The sequence below is a fragment of the Isoptericola sp. Y581 genome (assembly GCF_059445475.1).
On record NZ_JCAIUK010000002.1, the window covers coordinates 495,501 to 511,528 of the forward strand.

Genomic DNA, 16,028 nt, shown 5'->3' on the forward strand with positions numbered 1-16,028 from the left:
GGAACCCCCATGCCTGCCACCCCCGCACGTCCCGCGACGCCCGGCACCGACCTCGGGATGCCCGTCATCCGGCCGGGCGACGAGACCGCGCCGATGCCGCTGCAGATGGCGCCGCGCCGGCGGGGCAAGCCGCCGAAGCACTTCGCCGACCTCACGCCGGCCGAACGGGTCGCGTCCGTGGAGGCGATGGGGGAGAAGTCGTTCCGGGCCAAGCAGCTCGCAACGCACTACTTCCAGCACTACACGTCCGACCCGGAGCTGATGACCGACCTGCCCGCGGCGACCCGCGAGGCGATGGCGACCACGATGTTCCCGCCGCTCATCCGGCCCACGCGCACGCTCGAGGCCGACGGCGGCACGACGGTGAAGACGCTGTGGCACCTGTTCGACGACGCGAAGGTCGAGTCGGTGCTGATGCGCTACCCGCAGCGCACCACGCTGTGCGTGTCGTCGCAGGCGGGCTGCGGCATGGCGTGCCCGTTCTGCGCCACCGGCCAGCTCGGGCTCACGCGCAACCTGTCGACGGCAGAGATCCTCGAGCAGGTGCGGGCCGCGTTCCGGTCGCTGGCCGCCGGGGAGATCCCGGGCGGCCCGACGCGGCTGAACAACCTCGTCTTCATGGGTATGGGCGAGCCGCTGGCGAACCCGCGGGCGGTGATCGAGACGGTCAAGGCCCTGGTGGCGCCGCAGCCCGAGGGCTTCGGCATGTCCGCGCGCAACATCACGGTCTCCACGGTGGGGCTCGTGCCGGCGATGCTGAAGCTCGCCGACCTGGGCATCCCGGTGACGCTCGCGCTCAGCCTGCACGCCCCGGACGACGACCTGCGCAGCGAGCTGGTGCCGATCAACACCCGGTGGAGCGTGGACGAGGCGATCGACGCGGCCCGGCACTACTACGAGGTCACCGGCCGGCGCGTGTCCATCGAGTACGCGCTCATCAAGGACATGAACGACCACGGCTGGCGCGCCGACCTCCTGGGGGAGAAGCTCAACGCCCGCGGGCGCGGCTGGGTGCACGTGAACCCCATCCCGCTGAACCCGACGCCCGGGTCCATCTGGACCGCGAGCGAGCGTGCCGTCGAGGACGAGTTTGTGGCACGCTTGCACGGGCACGGCATCCCCACCACGATCCGTGACACCCGCGGGAGCGACATCGACGGCGCCTGCGGGCAGCTGGCCGCCGAGGAGGACGACGAGTGAGCTCTCTGTTCAGCACGGTCTCCGCGATGCGCTCCGGGTACGAGCGGGACGAGGTCGAGGAGTTCTTCGACCACGCTCGTCAGGCCTACGAGGGGCGCACCGCCGAACCGCTGTCGCACGCAGACATCCAGGTCTCGACGTTCGACCTGGTGCGCGGCGGGTACGACACGCACGAGGTCGACGCCGCGCTGGACCGGCTGGAGGCCGCGTTCATCGCGCGGCAGCGGGCCGAGTACGTGGCCGCGCACGGGCAGGAGGCGTGGATGGCGGCGCTGGCCGACCGGGCGCGCACGATGTACGGGCGCCTGGGCCGGCCGGACGGGAAGAAGTTCGCGCCCGCCGAGCGTGGCGCGCGGGCGTACGACTGCGACGACGTCGACGCCCTCTGCGACCAGCTCGTGGCCTACTTCGATCGGCAGGAGCCGCTGGCCGCGTTGGAGGTCCGTTCGGCGACCTTCGGCCGTGCGAAGGGTTCCGACGGGTACGCCGAGGCCTCGGTGGACAGCTTCTTCGCCCGCGCCATCGAGGTGCTGCTCGGCGTCGAGTGACGTCGGTCAGGGCGCGCCGGCCTCCGACAGCAGGGCGGTGTGCTCGGTGCGCGCGAGGACGTCGCGGATGGTGTCGCGGCTGCGGGTGAGGCAGGCGAGCCGGTCCTCGATCTCCACGAGCTCGCTCGCGAGCATCTCGGCCACCGCGCGGGGGCAGGTGGGGAAGTCCGCCGCCCACGCCTCCTCCATGTCGAGGAGGACCTTGATGAGCCGGGTGGGGATACCGGCCCGGACCATGCTCGCGACCCGCGACACGCGCGCGACGTCGTCCTCGGCGTACGTGCGGTACCCGTTCGAGGCCCGGGCCGCCGTGAGCAGGCCCTGCTGCTCGTAGTACCGCACCAGCCGGGGCGCCACACCGGTGCGCCGGGCGACCTCGCCGATCTTCATCTCGCGCCTCCTGTCCTGGGTCGACTGCGTGACCTGAGTCACGCTTGACATTGACATCAGTGTCAAACTCTAGCGTCGGCCACATGACGACGACAGAGACCGTATCCCGCCGGCGCAGCGCCTTGTGGCCGTCGCTGATCGTGCTGGGCGGCGCGACGTTCACCATGGTCACGGCCGAGATGCTCCCCACCGCGGTGCTGCCGCAGATGAGCGCCGGCCTCGGGGTCACGGAGGCGCGGACCGGCCTCCTCGTCTCGATCTGGGCGGCCGCCGTCGTGGTGGCGAGCTTCCCCCTCGTGCGCCTCTCCCGCGGGCGGGACCGCCGATCGGTGATCGCCGTGGCGCTGGTCGTGCTCGCCGCCTCGTCCGCCGCAACCGCCCTCGCGTCGTCGTACGGCGTCGCGGCGGGTGCCCGGCTCGTCGGCGCCGCGGCCGTCGGCCTGCTGTGGGCCACCGCCAACGCGCACGTGGCCGACCTCGTGCCCGACCGGCTGCTCGCCCGTTCCGTGGCGGTCGTGCTCGGCGGCGCCACGCTCGGCATGGTCCTCGGCACCCCGCTCGCCAGCCTCGTCACGCGCGGCGTCGGGTGGCGGGCGGCGTTCGCAGGGCTCGCCGTGGCGACGCTGGTCGTCGCGGTGCTGGTCAGGGTCGTCGTCGCCCGGTCCGGGGCGCCGGCCACGCAGTCGGGCGCGGGTGCCGCGCACGAGGGGGCGGGCGCCGCGCGACCGGTGTCGGGGCCGGGGCCGATGATCGCGGTCACGGGGATCGTCGGCGTGCTGCTGGTGGGCCACTACGGCGTGTACACGTACGTCACGCGGATCGTCGAGGCGCCCGCCGCCTCCGTGCCGGGCGGGGTCAGCAGCCTGCTCCTGGTGTTCGGGCTCGCCTCGGCGCTCGGCGTGCTGCTGGCCGGCAGGTTCGGCACCCGCACGGCGCCCGCGCTCGTCGTGAGCGTGGCCGCGACGGCCGTCGCGCTGCTCGGCCTCGCCGTGGTCGACGTGCACCCCGCGCTCGGGGTGGCGGTCGTCGTCGCCTGGGGCGTGGCGTCCGGCGCGCTCCCGCCGCTGGCCCAGACGCTGATTCTGCGGCTGGGCGGCCCCGGGCGGCGCGAGACGGCGGGGGCGCTCATCCCCGTGGTCTTCAACGGGGGGATCGCCGTGGGCGCCGCGCTCGCGTCGCTGCTCGTGGCGCGCGCCGGCGTCGAGGTGCTGCCCGTGCCCGCCGCCGTCCTGGTCGCGGCGACGGCGCTGGCCCTGGTCGCGGGCTCGCGCGCCTGGCGCGAACCGGCGAGGAGGTTCCGGGCCCCGGCGGGCAGTGACGGGGAGGCCGGCCGCACGACGCAGCGGAAGCCGATGTGCGTGGTCGCGGAGTCGACCGACTGGGCCGACCGGGCGGCGGGGCGGTAGCGCAGGCAGTACTCCGGGGCGCACAGGTGCGAGCCGCCCTTGAGCGCCTTGCGCGGGTGCCGCTCGCCCGGGCCGACGGAAGCGCGGGCGGCGGGGCCCAGGTCGTCGGCGGACGGCGCGCAGCACGCGCCGTCGTGCGCGTGCCGGGAGGCGCCGGTGAGGTAGAACGTCGTCGTCCATTCCCACACGTTGCCGATCATGTCCGCGAGGCCGTAGCCGTTGGCGCGGAAGGTCCCGACGGGGGACGTGCCCACCCAGCCGTCCGCCCCCGTGTTGTCGTACGGGAACCGGCCCTGCCAGGTGTTCGCCATCAGCCGTCCGTCCGCTCGCGGCTCGTCGCCCCACGCGTACCGGGTGCCGTCGGTGCCGCCGCGCGCCGCGTACTCGAACTCGGCCTCCGTGGGCAGGTCGCGGCCCGCCCAGCGCGCATAGGCGAGCGCGTCGTCGAACGCGAGGAGCACCACCGGGTGGTCCTCGCGGCCGGTGGTGTCGGTGCCCGGGCCGCCGGGGGTGCGCCAGGACGCGCCGGGCTGCCAGCGCCACCACTGCGTCCAGTCGGCGAGGTTCACGGGCCCGGTGGTGGGTGTGAACACCAGGCCGCCGGGCACGAGGTCGGCCGGGTCGGCGCCGGGGAAGTCGGCCGGGTCGAGCTCGCGCTCGGCCACCGTGACGTAGCCCGTCTCGGCCACGAACCGCGCATACTGCGCGTTCGTCACCGGGTGCTGCTCGACGGCGAACGCGTCCACCGGCACCTCGCGCACGGGTCCCTCGTCCGGATAGAACTCGGTGGAGCCCATCCGGAACGTCCCCGCAGGGACGTCGACGAGCGGGGAGAGCGCGGCAGCGTCGGACATACGGCCATCCTGCCCGCTCGGGCCCCAGCCGTCAGCACCGTCAGCCGTCAGCAGACGGCGGCGACCGGGTCGCGGTGCCCGTGCGCAGGTACACGCCGGAGCTGTACTGGCCCGGCCCGATGCGGTTCCACAGGTCGGCCGACCCGCGGTGCCCGTCCTGGTACGCCGCCTGCGCCAGGGCGGGGCCGCCGTGGCGAGGGCGCCCGCTGGGATTCCGGCCGGCTGCGATGATGTGCCGCATGACCCGCTCCGTCACCCTCCTCGGCTCCACCGGCTCCATCGGCACGCAGGCGATCGACGTCCTCCGGGCGCATCCCGGTCGCTTCCGGGTGGAAGCCCTGAGCGCGGGGGGTGCGGACGTCGGCCTGCTCGCCGAGCAGGCCGCGACGCTCGGGGTGCGCGCCGTCGCCGTGGCGGACGCCGGTCGCGCCGCGGAGCTGCGGGAAGCCCTGGCCGCGCGGCTCGGCGCGGGGGCCGAGGACGTCGAGGTGCTGGCCGGCCCCGACGCCGCCACCGAGCTGGCCGGGCGCGGCTCCGACGTCGTGCTCAACGGCATCACCGGGTCCGTCGGGCTGCGACCGACGCTCGCGGCGCTCGCGGGCTCCTCGTCGCTGGCGCTCGCCAACAAGGAGTCGCTCGTGGTGGGCGGCTCGCTGGTCAAGGCCGCCGCGGCGCCCGGGCAGATCGTGCCCGTGGACTCCGAGCACTCGGCGATCGCGCAGGCGCTGCGCGGGGGAGCCCGCGACGAGGTGCGGCGCCTTGTGCTCACCGCGTCGGGCGGCCCGTTCCGCGGCCGCAGCCGCGATGACATCAAGAAGGCCACGGCCGACGAGGCGCTCGCCCACCCGACATGGTCGATGGGGCCGGTCGTGACGGTCAATTCGGCGTCGCTCATGAACAAGGGTCTGGAGCTGATCGAGGCGCACCTGCTGTTCGACGTGCCGGTGGACGACATCACCGTGGTGGTGCATCCCCAGTCGGTGGTGCACTCCATGGTCGAGTTCCACGATGGCTCGACGATCGCCCAGGCGTCCCCGCCGGACATGCGCCTGCCGATCGCGCTGGGCCTGTCGTGGCCCGAGCGTCTCGACGTCGTGTCCCCGCCGTGCGACTGGACGCGCGCGGCGTCCTGGACGTTCGAGCCGCTCGACGAGGCGACGTTCCCCGCCGTCGGGCTGGCGCGGGCCGCCGCGGCGGCGTCCGCCACCCACCCCGCGGTGTACAACGCGGCGAACGAGCAGGGCGTCGCCGCGTTCCTGGCCGGGCGGATCGGCTTCCTCGACATCGTGGAGACCGTCGAGCGGGTGCTGGGCGAGCACGACGGCGTCGCCCCGGACGCCGTGACGCTGGAGGCCGTCGAGTCCGCGGAGTCCTGGGCACGGGCGCGCGCCGACGAGATCCTCGCGCGCTCCTGACGATTCCTGCACGAGCGGCCCTCCCGGCCGCGCGGCGGGCGCTCCGGGTTGACCTAGGCTCGGGGCCGTGGACGTTCTCTCCTGGGTGGTCGGCATCGCCGTGATGATCGTGGGCCTCGCGATCTCGATCGGGCTGCACGAGGTGGGCCACATGGTGCCCGCGAAGAAGTTCGGCGTGCGGGTGAGCGAGTACATGGTCGGCTTCGGGCCCACGCTCTGGTCGCGCACGAAGGGCGAGACCGAGTACGGCGTCAAGGCGATCCCGCTGGGCGGGTACGTGCGGATGGTGGGCATGATGCCGCCGGCCCCGGCGGGCACGCGGCGGCGCGGCGGCTTCTTCGGCCAGGTGATCGCGGACGCGCGCGACGCGTCGGTGAGCGAGATCCGCCCGGGGGAGGAGCACCGGGCCTTCTACGAGCTGTCCACGCCCAAGAAGCTCGTGGTCATGCTCGGCGGGCCGGTGATGAACCTGGTCATCGCCGTCGTGCTGACGTTCATCGTGCTGGTCGGGATCGGCATGCCCTCCGTCACGACGACCGTCGGTGCCGTGACCGGGTGCACCCCCACCGCCACGACGGCGCAGGGCGAGCCCGTGTGCGGCGCCGACGCCGCGCCGTCCCCCGCGGCGGCGGCCGGGCTGCAGGCCGGCGACGAGGTCGTCGAGTGGGACGGCACGGAGGTCACGTCGTGGGAGCAGCTGGCCGGCATGATCGCGGACTCGCCCGACCAGGAGGTGCAGGTCGTCGTCCGGCGCGACGGTGCCGAGGTGCCGCTGACGGTCACGACCGCCGCGCGGCAGGTGCCTGTCGTCGACGCCGAGGGGAACCCCGAGGTCGGCGCGGACGGCGAGGCGGCCACCGAGACGGCGGGCTTCCTGGGCATGACCCCCACGCAGGAGCACAAGCCGATGCCGGTCTCCACGGTGCCGGAGGCGGTGTGGGAGCAGGTCTCGGGCACGGCGGCGATGATCGTCACCCTCCCGGTGCGGATCGGCGACGCTGCCGTGCAGGCATTCACCGACGAGCCGCGCTCGCAGGACTCCGTGATGTCGGTGGTCGGGGTGGGCCGGATGGCCGTGGACGCCGTCGCGGCGGATGCGCCGGTCGTCTCGACCCTGCAGTTCCTGCTGAGCCTGCTGGCGGCGCTGAACGTGGCCCTGTTCGTCTTCAACCTCATCCCGCTGCTGCCGCTGGACGGCGGCCACGTGGTCAACGCCCTGTACGAGGGCGCCAAGCGCACGCTCGCCCGGCTGCGCGGGCTCCCGCTCCCGGGCCCGGCGGACGTCGCCCGGATGATGCCGGTGGCCTACGTGATGTTCGTCGTCCTGCTGGGGACGGGGGCGATCCTCATCGTCGCGGACGTGGTCGACCCCGTGCGGCTGATGTAGCGCAGCGCGGATCGTCCGGCGCCGGGTGAAGGTCGTGCGCACGATACGGCGGGGATTCGGTGCCGGTGCCCGCCCGCGTGCGTGACACCCGCTCGTTCGCGCGATACTGGCACTGTGACTGCAGTGAACCTCGGCATGCCGACCCCGCCCGTGCCCACGCTGGCCCCGCGCCGCAAGACCCGCCAGATCCAGGTGGGCAAGGTGGCCGTCGGCGGAGACGCGCCGATCAGCATCCAGTCGATGACGACGACACCCACCACCGACATCAACGCGACGCTGCAGCAGATCGCCGAGCTGACGGCCGCGGGCTGCGACATCGTGCGCGTCGCCGTGCCGACCATCGACGACGCAGAGGCGCTGCCCGCGATCGCGACGAAGTCGCAGATCCCGGTGATCGCCGACATCCACTTCCAGCCCAAGTACGTGTTCGCCGCGATCGACGCCGGCTGCGCCGCCGTCCGCGTGAACCCGGGCAACATCCGCAAGTTCGACGACCAGGTCAAGGAGATCGCGAAGGCGGCCTCCGGAGCCGGGGTCTCGCTGCGGATCGGCGTCAACGCCGGGTCGCTCGACAAGCGCTTGCTGGAGAAGTACGGCAAGCCGACGGCGGAGGCGCTCGTGGAGTCGGCGGTGTGGGAGGCGAGCCTCTTCGAGGAGCACGGCTTCCACGACTTCAAGATCTCGGTCAAGCACAACGACCCCGTCGTCATGGTGCGGGCCTACGAGCTGCTGTCCCAGCGCGGCGACTGGCCGCTGCACCTCGGCGTCACCGAGGCCGGGCCCGCCTTCCAGGGCACCATCAAGTCCGCGACGGCGTTCGGCGCGCTGCTCAGCCAGGGCATCGGCGACACCATCCGGGTCTCCCTGTCGGCGCCCCCGGTGGAGGAGGTCAAGGTCGGCACGCAGATCCTGCAGGCGCTCAACCTGCGCCCGCGCAAGCTCGAGATCGTCTCCTGCCCGTCGTGCGGCCGCGCCCAGGTGGACGTCTACACGCTCGCGGAGAAGGTCACTGCCGGCCTGGAGGGCATGACCGTGCCGCTGCGCGTCGCCGTGATGGGCTGCGTCGTCAACGGCCCGGGCGAGGCGCGCGAGGCGGACCTCGGCGTCGCGTCGGGCAACGGCAAGGGCCAGATCTTCGTCAAGGGCGAGGTCATCAAGACCGTGCCGGAGGCGATGATCGTCGAGACGCTCATCGAGGAGGCCATGCGGATCGCCGAGTCGATGCCGGCGCCCGAGAACGACACGCAGGCCGGCGCTCCCGTCGTCTCGGTGAGCTGAGACCGACGGACGTCGGCAGGATCGAGATCCACGAGACCTGAGGGGCCCACGACGGCGAAGGGGGCGTGATGGGCGGCTGGCGACCGGCGGTGCGGGCGCGGGGCTCGTCCGCGGGCAGGCTCGACGCCCGTCGCCCGCGCGCCCGGGTGCTCGGCACCGAGGATCTCGACGCCGCGCGGGCCGTCTGCGCGCTCGACCCGGTCGCCTCCGTCCTGACGGCGTCGCGCCTGGACGTGGCCGCCCTGGCGGGGTTCGCGGCCGCCGGCGGGCAGGCGTGGGGCTTCCCGTCGACCGGCCCGCTGGTCGCGGTCTGCTGGTCGGGCGCGAACCTGGTACCCGTGCTGGCGCCGGACCTGGCGGGTGAGGAGGCCGAGGACGCCGTCGAAGCCTTCGCGAGGCTCGCCCACCTCCAGGGGCGACGGTCGTCGTCGATCGTGGGGGACCGGACCGCGGCTCTGGCGCTGTGGGAGCTCCTCGCCCCCCGCTGGCCGCCGGCGCGCGAGGTGCGGGCCGACCAACCGTCCCTGGCGATCTCCCGCGACCCGGACATCGACCCCGACCCCGCGGTGCGCCGCTCGACCCTCGCCGAGGCGGACCTGGTGCTGCCCGCGTGCGTGCGCATGTTCGCCGAGGAGGTCGGGTACGCCCCGGCGGCGTCCCATGGCAGCGCCTACGCGCTGCGGGTCCGCTCGCTCATCGCCGAGGGGCGCTCGTTCGTGCGGGTCGAGCCGGGCGCCCGGCCCGCCCCCCGGGCGACCGGCGCGCCCGGGCCGCTCGTGGCGTTCAAGGCGGAGCTCGGCGCCGTCGCGGGTGGCGTCGCTCAGGTACAGGGCGTGTGGGTCGACCCCGTGCGGCGCGGCCGGGGGCTGGCGGCCCCCGGCATGGCCGCCGTCGTCGTCGCGACCCGCCGGGAGGTGGCTCCCGTCGTGTCCCTGTACGTCAACGCCTTCAACACCCCGGCGCTGGCCACGTACCGGCGCGTGGGCTTCGAGCAGGTCGGCACGTTCACGACCGTGCTGTTCTGACGGCTGTTCTGACGGCTGTGCTGACCCCGGTTATCGGATCTGTCCGGATCGTGGGATGGTACCGGGCGTGACGACGCATGCGACGGGGGACGCACGGGTGAGCGAGGCACGGGTGGGTGGCGAGTGAAGGCGCTGTACAAGCCGGGGCCGGGGCCGGGGCTGGAGCTCGTGGACCGGCCGGAGCCGGAGGCGGGCCTCGCGGACGTGAAGATCCGGGTGCTGCGCACCGGCATCTGCGGCACGGACCTGCACATCGACCGCTGGGACGCCTGGGCGGCGTCCACCGTCCGGCCGCCCCTGGTGCCGGGCCACGAGTTCGTCGGCGAGGTCGTGGAGGTCGGCGACCTCGTGCACGACGTGGCCGTCGGGGACCTCGTCTCCGGCGAGGGGCACATCGTGTGCGGCATGTGCCGCAACTGCCGGGCCGGCCGCCGCCAGATGTGCATCCGCACCCAGGGCCTCGGACTGCAGCGCGACGGCGCGTTCGCGGAGTACGTGGTGCTGCCGGCCACGAACGTCTGGGTGCACCACGCCAGCCTCGACCTCGACGTCGCTGCGATCTTCGACCCGCTCGGCAACGCGGTGCACACCGCGCTCGCGTTCCCCGTCATCGGCGAGGACGTGCTCGTCTCGGGCTGCGGCCCCATCGGCCTGATGGCGATCGCCGTCGCCCGGCACGCGGGTGCGCACCTGGTGGTCGGCACGGACGTGAGCCCGGCGCGGCTCGAGATGGCGCGGGCCATGGGCGCCGACGCTGCCGTCGACGTGCGGACGGCCCGGGTCGCGCAGGCCCAGCGCGACCTCGGCCTGCGGGAGGGCTTCGACGTCGGCTTCGAGATGAGCGGGGCCCCGAGCGCGCTGCCGGAGATGATCGCGAACATGAACCATGGCGGCCGCATCGCGATGCTGGGGCTGCCGGCGGAGCCGATCGCGGTGGACTGGGGCACGGTCGTGACTCATATGCTCACGCTCAAGGGCATCTACGGCCGCGAGATGTTCGAGACCTGGCAGGCGATGGACGCGATGCTGCGCACCAGCGCGACGCTACGCGCGGCGATCGCGTCGGTCGTCACCGACCGGCTCCCCGCGAGCCGCTGGCGCGAGGGCTTCGAGGCGGCGGCCTCGGCACACGGCGGCAAGGTGGTCCTCGACTGGACGGAATGGGCGGGGTCTGACGACCACCCCCGAGGGAAGAAGGCGCACTGATGTACGGGACGTTCCGGGAGCACGTGGCGGGCGAGCTGCGGGAGATCGAGCACGCCGGCCTGACCAAGCACGAGCGCGGCATCACGGGCCCGCAGGGCGCCCGCATCCGGGCGGACGGCGCCGAGCTGCTCAACTTCTGCGCCAACAACTACCTCGGCCTGGCGGACGACCCGCGCATCCTCGCCTCCGCGCGCGACGCCCTCGACACGTGGGGCTACGGGCTGGCGAGCGTGCGGTTCATCTGCGGCACGCAGGACCAGCACCGCGCGCTGGAGCGGCGGCTGGCCGGCTTCCTCGGCACCGAGGAGTCGATCCTGTTCTCCTCGTGCTTCGACGCGAACGGGGGCGTCTTCGAGACCCTGTTCGGCGCCCAGGACGCCATCATCTCGGACGCGCTGAACCACGCCTCCCTCATCGACGGCATCCGGCTGTCGAAGGCCGCGCGGTTCCGCTACCGCAACCGCGACACGGCCGACCTCGAGGAGCAGCTGCGGGCCGCGCGCGACGGCGGGGCCCGGCACGTCGTGATCGTCACGGACGGCGTCTTCTCGATGGACGGCTACCTGGCCCCGCTGCGCGAGATCTGCGACCTGGCCGACCGCTACGAGGCCCTCGTGCTCGTGGACGACTCGCACGCCGTCGGCTTCATGGGCTCCAGCGGCCGGGGGACGCCCGAGCTGTGCGGCGTCGCCGACCGCGTGGACATCCTCACGGGCACGTTCGGCAAGGCGCTCGGCGGTGCGTCCGGCGGCTACGTCGCGGCACACGCCGAGATCGTCGACCTGCTGCGCCAGCGTGCGCGGCCGTACCTGTTCTCGAACACGCTGGCGCCGACGATCGTGGCGGGTACGCTCACGGCGCTCGACCTCGTGGAGCAGTCGGGCGACCTGCGGGCGCGCCTGGCCGAGAACGCGGCGCTCTTCCGCGGCCTCATGTCCGAGGCCGGCTTCGACCTGCTGCCCGGCGAGCACCCGATCGTGCCGGTGATGTTCGGCGACGCCGTGATCGCGTCGCGCGTCGCCGAAGCGATGGGGGAGCGCGGGGTCTACGTCACCGCCTTCAGCTTCCCCGTGGTGCCGCGGGGCGAGGCCCGCATCCGGGTGCAGCTCTCCGCGGCGCACACCCCGGAGCAGGTCCGTGCCTGCGTGGACGCGTTCGTCGCGTCGCGCGACGCGGTCGCCCCCGACTGAGCCGCGGCCGTTACTTGAGCAACTTCGACATGCGGCGGTCGGCGAGCACCTGACCGCCGGTCTGGCACGTGGCGCAGTACTGCAGCGACCGGTCGGCGAAGCTGACCTCGCGCACGACGTCGCCGCACACGGGGCACGCCTCGCCGGTGCGGCCGTGCACCCGCATGCCCGCCCGCTTGGCGTCCTTCAGCTCTTTCGCGGGCTTGCCCGACGACTTCGCGACGGCGTCGCGCAGCGTGGTCACGGTGGCCTCGTGCAGCGCCTCGACGTCGCCGTCGGCGAACGAGCGCGTGAGCTTGAACGGCGACGTGCGCGCCACGTGCAGGATCTCGTCCGAGTAGGCGTTGCCGATGCCGGCGATCGCGTGCTGGTCGCGCAGCAGGCCCTTGACCTGCTGGTTCTTGGCCGCCATGAGGCCGGCGAGCGCGGCCGTGGTGAAGTCCGGAGACAGCGGGTCGATGCCGAGCGTGCGCACCTGCCCCACCTCCTGCGGGTCGCGCACCACGTACACGGCGAGCCGCTTGCGGGTGCCCGCCTCGGTGAGGTCGAAGCCGGAGCCGTCGTCCAGCCGCACGCGCAGCGCCAGCGCCGCGCCGCGGGACGACCCGCCCATGCGGGGGCGGACCGGGGTCGTCGGTGCCTGCTCCGACCAGCGCACCCAGCCCCCGCGCGACAGGTGGAACACCAGGTGGATCTCGTCGTCGGCACCCCGACCGGCGGCTCCGTCCGGCACCGTGCGCACGTCCAGCCACTTGCCGTGGCGCGTCACGCCCTCGACCGTCCGTCCGACGAGCGCCGACACCGGCGGGTCGAACGTCTTGAGCGCGGCGATCGCCGCGACGTCGGCGGCGGCGACCCGGCGCCCGGACGCTCGCTCGTCGAGGAAGTCGGCCAGCGCCTGGACCTCGGGAAGCTCGGGCATGCGGCCATCGTGCCAGCCGTCCCCGGCGGCGACCAGGGGAGGGCCGGGGCGCCGCTAGGCTGGCCCCCATGTCGATCGCGTCCGCCCGCCAGCCCAGGGGCGACCTGCTCCGCCTGTCCCAGCTCTTCGTCCGCACGCTGCGCGAGGACCCCGTCGACGCCGAGGTCGCGAGCCACAGGCTGCTCGTGCGCGCCGGCTACATCCGCCGCGCCGCGCCGGGCGTCTACACCTGGCTGCCGCTGGGCCTGCGGGTCCTGGCGAAGGTCGAGAACGTCGTGCGCGAGGAGATGCAGGCCATCGGTGCGCAGGAAGTGCACTTCCCGGCGCTCCTGCCCCGCGAGCCGTACGAGGCGTCCGGCCGCTGGACCGAGTACGGGCCCAACCTCTTCCGGCTGCAGGACCGCAAGGGTGCCGACTACCTCCTGGCCCCGACGCACGAGGAGATGTTCACCCTGCTGGTCAAGGACCTGTACTCCTCGTACAAGGACCTGCCGCTGGCGCTGTACCAGATCCAGACCAAGTACCGCGACGAGGCCCGCCCCCGCGCCGGGCTGATCCGCGGGCGCGAGTTCATCATGAAGGACTCCTACTCCTTCGACATCGACGACGCGGGTCTGGACGCGAGCTACGCGAAGCACCGCGCCGCGTACCAGCGGATCTTCGACCGCTTCGGGTTCGAGTACGTCATCGTCTCCGCGCACGCGGGCGCGATGGGCGGCTCCAGGTCGGAGGAGTTCCTCGCCAAGTCGCCGATCGGCGAGGACACCTACGTCGAGTGCAAGGCCTGCGGGTACGCGGCCAACGTCGAGGCGGCCCGGGCGCCCGTGCCGGACCCGATCCCGTTCGAGGGCACGCCCGAGGCACACGCCGAGGACACCCCGGACACGCCGACCATCCAATCGCTGGTCGACCATCTCAACGAGCGGTTCCCGCGCGACGACCGGCCCTGGGCAGCGGCGGACACGCTCAAGAACGTCCTCTTCAAGCTCCGGCACCCGGACGGCAGCTCAGAGGCCCTCGCGATCGGCCTCCCGGGCGACCGCGAGGTGGACGTCAAGCGCATGGAGGCCGCCTTCTACCCGGCGGAGTTCGCCCCGCTCGGCGACGGGGACTTCGCCGCCAACCCCGCCCTCGTCAAGGGCTACATCGGCCCCGGCGCGCTCGGCGAGGAGGGGACAGCGAAGGTGCGCTACCTGCTCGACCCCCGGGTCGTCGAGGGCACGCGGTGGGTCACGGGCGCGAACCGGCCCGGCCAGCACGTGCTCGACCTGGTCGCGGGTCGCGACTTCACGGCCGACGGGACGATCGAGGTGGCCGAGGTGTGGCCCGGCGACCCGTGCCCGAACGGCGACGGCATCCTCGAGACCGCGCGCGGCATCGAGATGGGGCACGTGTTCCAGCTCGGCCGGAAGTTCGCGGAGGCGCTCGACCTCAAGGTCCTCGACGAGAACGGCAAGGCCGTCACCGTCACCATGGGCTCCTACGGCGTCGGCGTCACGCGCGCCGTCGCCGCCATCGCCGAGGCGAACCACGACGGCAAGGGCCTCGCCTGGCCCGCGCAGGTCGCGCCCGCGCACGTGCACGTCGTGGCCACCGGCAAGGGCGGCGAGATCTTCGAGGCTGCGGAGAAGCTCGCCGAGCAGCTCGTGGAGGCCGGCGTCGAGGTCGTGTACGACGACCGCCCCAAGGTGTCGCCGGGCGTGAAGTTCGCCGACGCCGAGCTGTTCGGCGTGCCGCTGATCGTCGTGGTGGGCCGAGGGCTGGCCGACGGCCTCGTCGAGGTCCGGCCCCGCGCAGGGGAGTCGGAGCAGGTGCCCGTGAGGGACGCCGCGCGGGTCGTGACCCAGCGGGTCGAGGCGCTGCTCGCCGGCTAGGCGACCGCGTCGGCGGCGTCCGTCCCGGAGTCCCCGGCCTGCTCCGGCAGGCCGGGGAACGGCACGGGCTCGGCGCCCCAGTCGTCGAGCGTCACCGCGGAGTCCACGAGCAGGTCCACCAGCACGTCCCGGGTGCCGGCGGTGGTGTTCCCCACCAGGGTCGCGTAGTCGGTGGCCAGGTCGTTCTCGAGCGAGACGACCAGCGCCTCGTCGCTCCGGTCGTCGACCCGCGGGACGGTGTACGCGGCCCGCCGCGGGTCCTGAGCCGTGGCCTGGATCCCCGCGACGAGCGCCCACCCGTCGGCCCGCTCCGCGTGGCGGGCGACGCGCTCGAGGAGACGCTCGCGCTGCTCGCCCTTGCCGATCGCGGCGCGAAGCTGCAGGGCGTAGCGGGTCGCGTCCTCCGACACGACGAGCGTGCTCAGGTCGCCGGCGGTGAGGCCCTCGGGCACCGCCTCCTCGTCCTCGCCGTCGTCCTCGCCGTCGTCTTCGTCGGGGTCCGCGGTCACGTCTTCATCCGTCGATCCGCTCGGGGACGGCGAGGCGCCCTCGGCGGCACGGCCGGAACCGGTGGGCAGGGGAACCTGCGGGTCGACGGGAGCCGGTCCCTCGGCGTCAGTGAGCTCCGCGAGGCGCTCGGCGGACACGGTCTGTGCGGCCCCGACCGACGCGAGGAGCCGCGCCAGCGGGCCTTCGGTGGTCGTGCCGGCCGCGGTCCGGCTGCGCGCGGCGGCGTCGTCGAGCACCTTGACCACGTCGGCCGGCGTGCCCACGTCGGACTCCGAGGACTGCGGGCTGTCCGTCGGCTCCTCGGTGGCGAGCCCCGAGTCGTACTCGCCCCCCAGCGCGTCCGCCTGCGCGCGGGAGTCGGCCGTGATGCGCGTGAGCTCGGTGACGACCCGCTCGCGGTCCGCCGGGACCGCCTCGAGCGCGGCCTGGGCGCCGTCCGCCACGAGCAGCGCGTCGGACACCGCGGTGCGCCGCACCACCTCGAGCGAGTCGGGGACGGGCTCGGCGATCGGCGGCGCCTCGAGGCGTACCCCGCAGCCGGCGAGCAGCCCCGCAGCCAGCAGCGCGCCGACGGCGGCCGTCCGGGCTCGGGCGGCGGACCGGTCGGCGTGCCGGGCGGGTGCGGGGTGCGGTTCCATCGGGGCCGATCTTGCCACGTCGGAGGTGGGCGCGGTGTGACGTTCACCCGCCGCGCGGAGCGGGCCGTGCGGCGCGAGACGGGCCGGTCGTTCGTTACGCTGGACGCTGCACACAACGACACACCGGCCGCGGGACGTCCCGGCGCGGGAGCACACGGCAGTTCACGACGTGACCCACGGGAGGC

14 protein-coding genes and 1 pseudogene are annotated in these 16,028 nt (G+C 73.9%); 10 read left to right on the top strand and 5 right to left on the bottom strand.

Annotated features, from left to right (window positions below):
• Nucleotides 1–9 precede the first annotated feature (9 nt).
• The gene (rlmN, locus tag AC1C2W_RS05390) at nt 10–1,200 is read left to right on the top strand and encodes a 23S rRNA (adenine(2503)-C(2))-methyltransferase RlmN (protein ID WP_495412576.1); all 1,191 of its coding nucleotides are present in this window, start codon (nt 10–12) and stop codon (nt 1,198–1,200) included.
• The gene (locus AC1C2W_RS05395) at nt 1,197–1,748 is read left to right on the top strand and encodes a DivIVA domain-containing protein (protein WP_495390281.1); all 552 of its coding nucleotides are present in this window, start codon (nt 1,197–1,199) and stop codon (nt 1,746–1,748) included. The genes rlmN and AC1C2W_RS05395 overlap by 4 nt, the downstream gene beginning before the upstream one ends.
• A 6-nt stretch (nt 1,749–1,754) precedes the next feature.
• Here the strand turns inward: AC1C2W_RS05395 and AC1C2W_RS05400 are convergent, their stop codons facing one another.
• A complete protein-coding gene (locus tag AC1C2W_RS05400; protein ID WP_495412577.1) occupies nt 1,755–2,189 on the bottom strand; it encodes a MerR family transcriptional regulator in 435 nt (144 codons plus the stop codon).
• 32 nt (nt 2,190–2,221) lie between these two features.
• Between AC1C2W_RS05400 and AC1C2W_RS05405 the strand changes: the two genes are divergently transcribed.
• On the top strand, nt 2,222–3,544 hold the full coding sequence (locus tag AC1C2W_RS05405; RefSeq protein WP_495412578.1) for an MFS transporter: 1,323 nt from the start codon (nt 2,222–2,224) through the stop codon (nt 3,542–3,544).
• On the opposite strand, the pseudogene AC1C2W_RS05410 reads toward AC1C2W_RS05405, so the two are convergent.
• Both AC1C2W_RS05410 and AC1C2W_RS05415 read right to left on the bottom strand, forming a co-directional pair.
• Nucleotides 3,478–4,398, bottom strand: a pseudogene (locus AC1C2W_RS05410) (formylglycine-generating enzyme family protein); the annotation flags it as partial. The gene AC1C2W_RS05405 and the pseudogene AC1C2W_RS05410 overlap by 67 nt on opposite strands.
• 40 nt (nt 4,399–4,438) lie before the next feature.
• Nucleotides 4,439–4,639, bottom strand: a complete 201-nt coding sequence (locus tag AC1C2W_RS05415; RefSeq protein WP_495390284.1) for a hypothetical protein — start codon at nt 4,637–4,639, stop codon at nt 4,439–4,441.
• Here AC1C2W_RS05415 and dxr point away from each other — a divergent pair.
• The 6 genes from dxr to AC1C2W_RS05445 all read left to right on the top strand — a co-directional run bounded on the left by dxr (nt 4,638) and on the right by AC1C2W_RS05445 (nt 11,899).
• Nucleotides 4,638–5,813, top strand: a complete 1,176-nt coding sequence (gene dxr, locus AC1C2W_RS05420; RefSeq protein WP_495390285.1) for a 1-deoxy-D-xylulose-5-phosphate reductoisomerase — start codon at nt 4,638–4,640, stop codon at nt 5,811–5,813. The two genes, AC1C2W_RS05415 and dxr, sit on opposite strands and share 2 nt — an antisense overlap.
• A gap of 67 nt (nt 5,814–5,880) precedes the next feature.
• Complete coding sequence (locus AC1C2W_RS05425; RefSeq protein ID WP_495390286.1) at nt 5,881–7,200, top strand: M50 family metallopeptidase; 1,320 nt, start codon at nt 5,881–5,883, stop codon at nt 7,198–7,200.
• Nucleotides 7,201–7,335: 135 nt separating this feature from the next.
• Nucleotides 7,336–8,478 (top strand): flavodoxin-dependent (E)-4-hydroxy-3-methylbut-2-enyl-diphosphate synthase, encoded by a 1,143-nt coding sequence (gene ispG, locus AC1C2W_RS05430; RefSeq protein WP_495390437.1) that lies wholly within the window; start codon nt 7,336–7,338, stop codon nt 8,476–8,478.
• 68 nt (nt 8,479–8,546) lie between these two features.
• Nucleotides 8,547–9,503, top strand: a complete 957-nt coding sequence (locus AC1C2W_RS05435; RefSeq protein ID WP_495390287.1) for a GNAT family N-acetyltransferase — start codon at nt 8,547–8,549, stop codon at nt 9,501–9,503.
• A gap of 123 nt (nt 9,504–9,626) precedes the next feature.
• On the top strand, nt 9,627–10,709 hold the full coding sequence (gene tdh, locus AC1C2W_RS05440) for an L-threonine 3-dehydrogenase (protein ID WP_495412579.1): 1,083 nt from the start codon (nt 9,627–9,629) through the stop codon (nt 10,707–10,709).
• Complete coding sequence (locus AC1C2W_RS05445; RefSeq protein ID WP_495390289.1) at nt 10,709–11,899, top strand: glycine C-acetyltransferase; 1,191 nt, start codon at nt 10,709–10,711, stop codon at nt 11,897–11,899. Before tdh ends, AC1C2W_RS05445 begins: the two co-directional genes overlap by 1 nt.
• A gap of 10 nt (nt 11,900–11,909) precedes the next feature.
• Here AC1C2W_RS05445 and AC1C2W_RS05450 read toward each other — a convergent pair whose 3' ends face one another.
• Nucleotides 11,910–12,821 carry a DNA-formamidopyrimidine glycosylase family protein gene (locus tag AC1C2W_RS05450; protein ID WP_495390290.1) on the bottom strand — a complete coding sequence of 304 codons (912 nt, stop codon included), beginning with the start codon at nt 12,819–12,821 and terminating at the stop codon, nt 11,910–11,912.
• A 68-nt stretch (nt 12,822–12,889) separates the two neighbouring features.
• On the opposite strand from AC1C2W_RS05450, the gene AC1C2W_RS05455 reads away from it, so the two are divergent.
• Nucleotides 12,890–14,695 (top strand): proline--tRNA ligase, encoded by a 1,806-nt coding sequence (locus AC1C2W_RS05455; protein WP_495412580.1) that lies wholly within the window; start codon nt 12,890–12,892, stop codon nt 14,693–14,695.
• On the opposite strand, the gene AC1C2W_RS05460 is transcribed toward AC1C2W_RS05455, so the two are convergent.
• Nucleotides 14,692–15,843 (bottom strand): DUF4439 domain-containing protein, encoded by a 1,152-nt coding sequence (locus tag AC1C2W_RS05460; RefSeq protein WP_495390292.1) that lies wholly within the window; start codon nt 15,841–15,843, stop codon nt 14,692–14,694. The genes AC1C2W_RS05455 and AC1C2W_RS05460 overlap by 4 nt on opposite strands.
• Between the last annotated feature and the right edge of the window lie 185 nt (nt 15,844–16,028).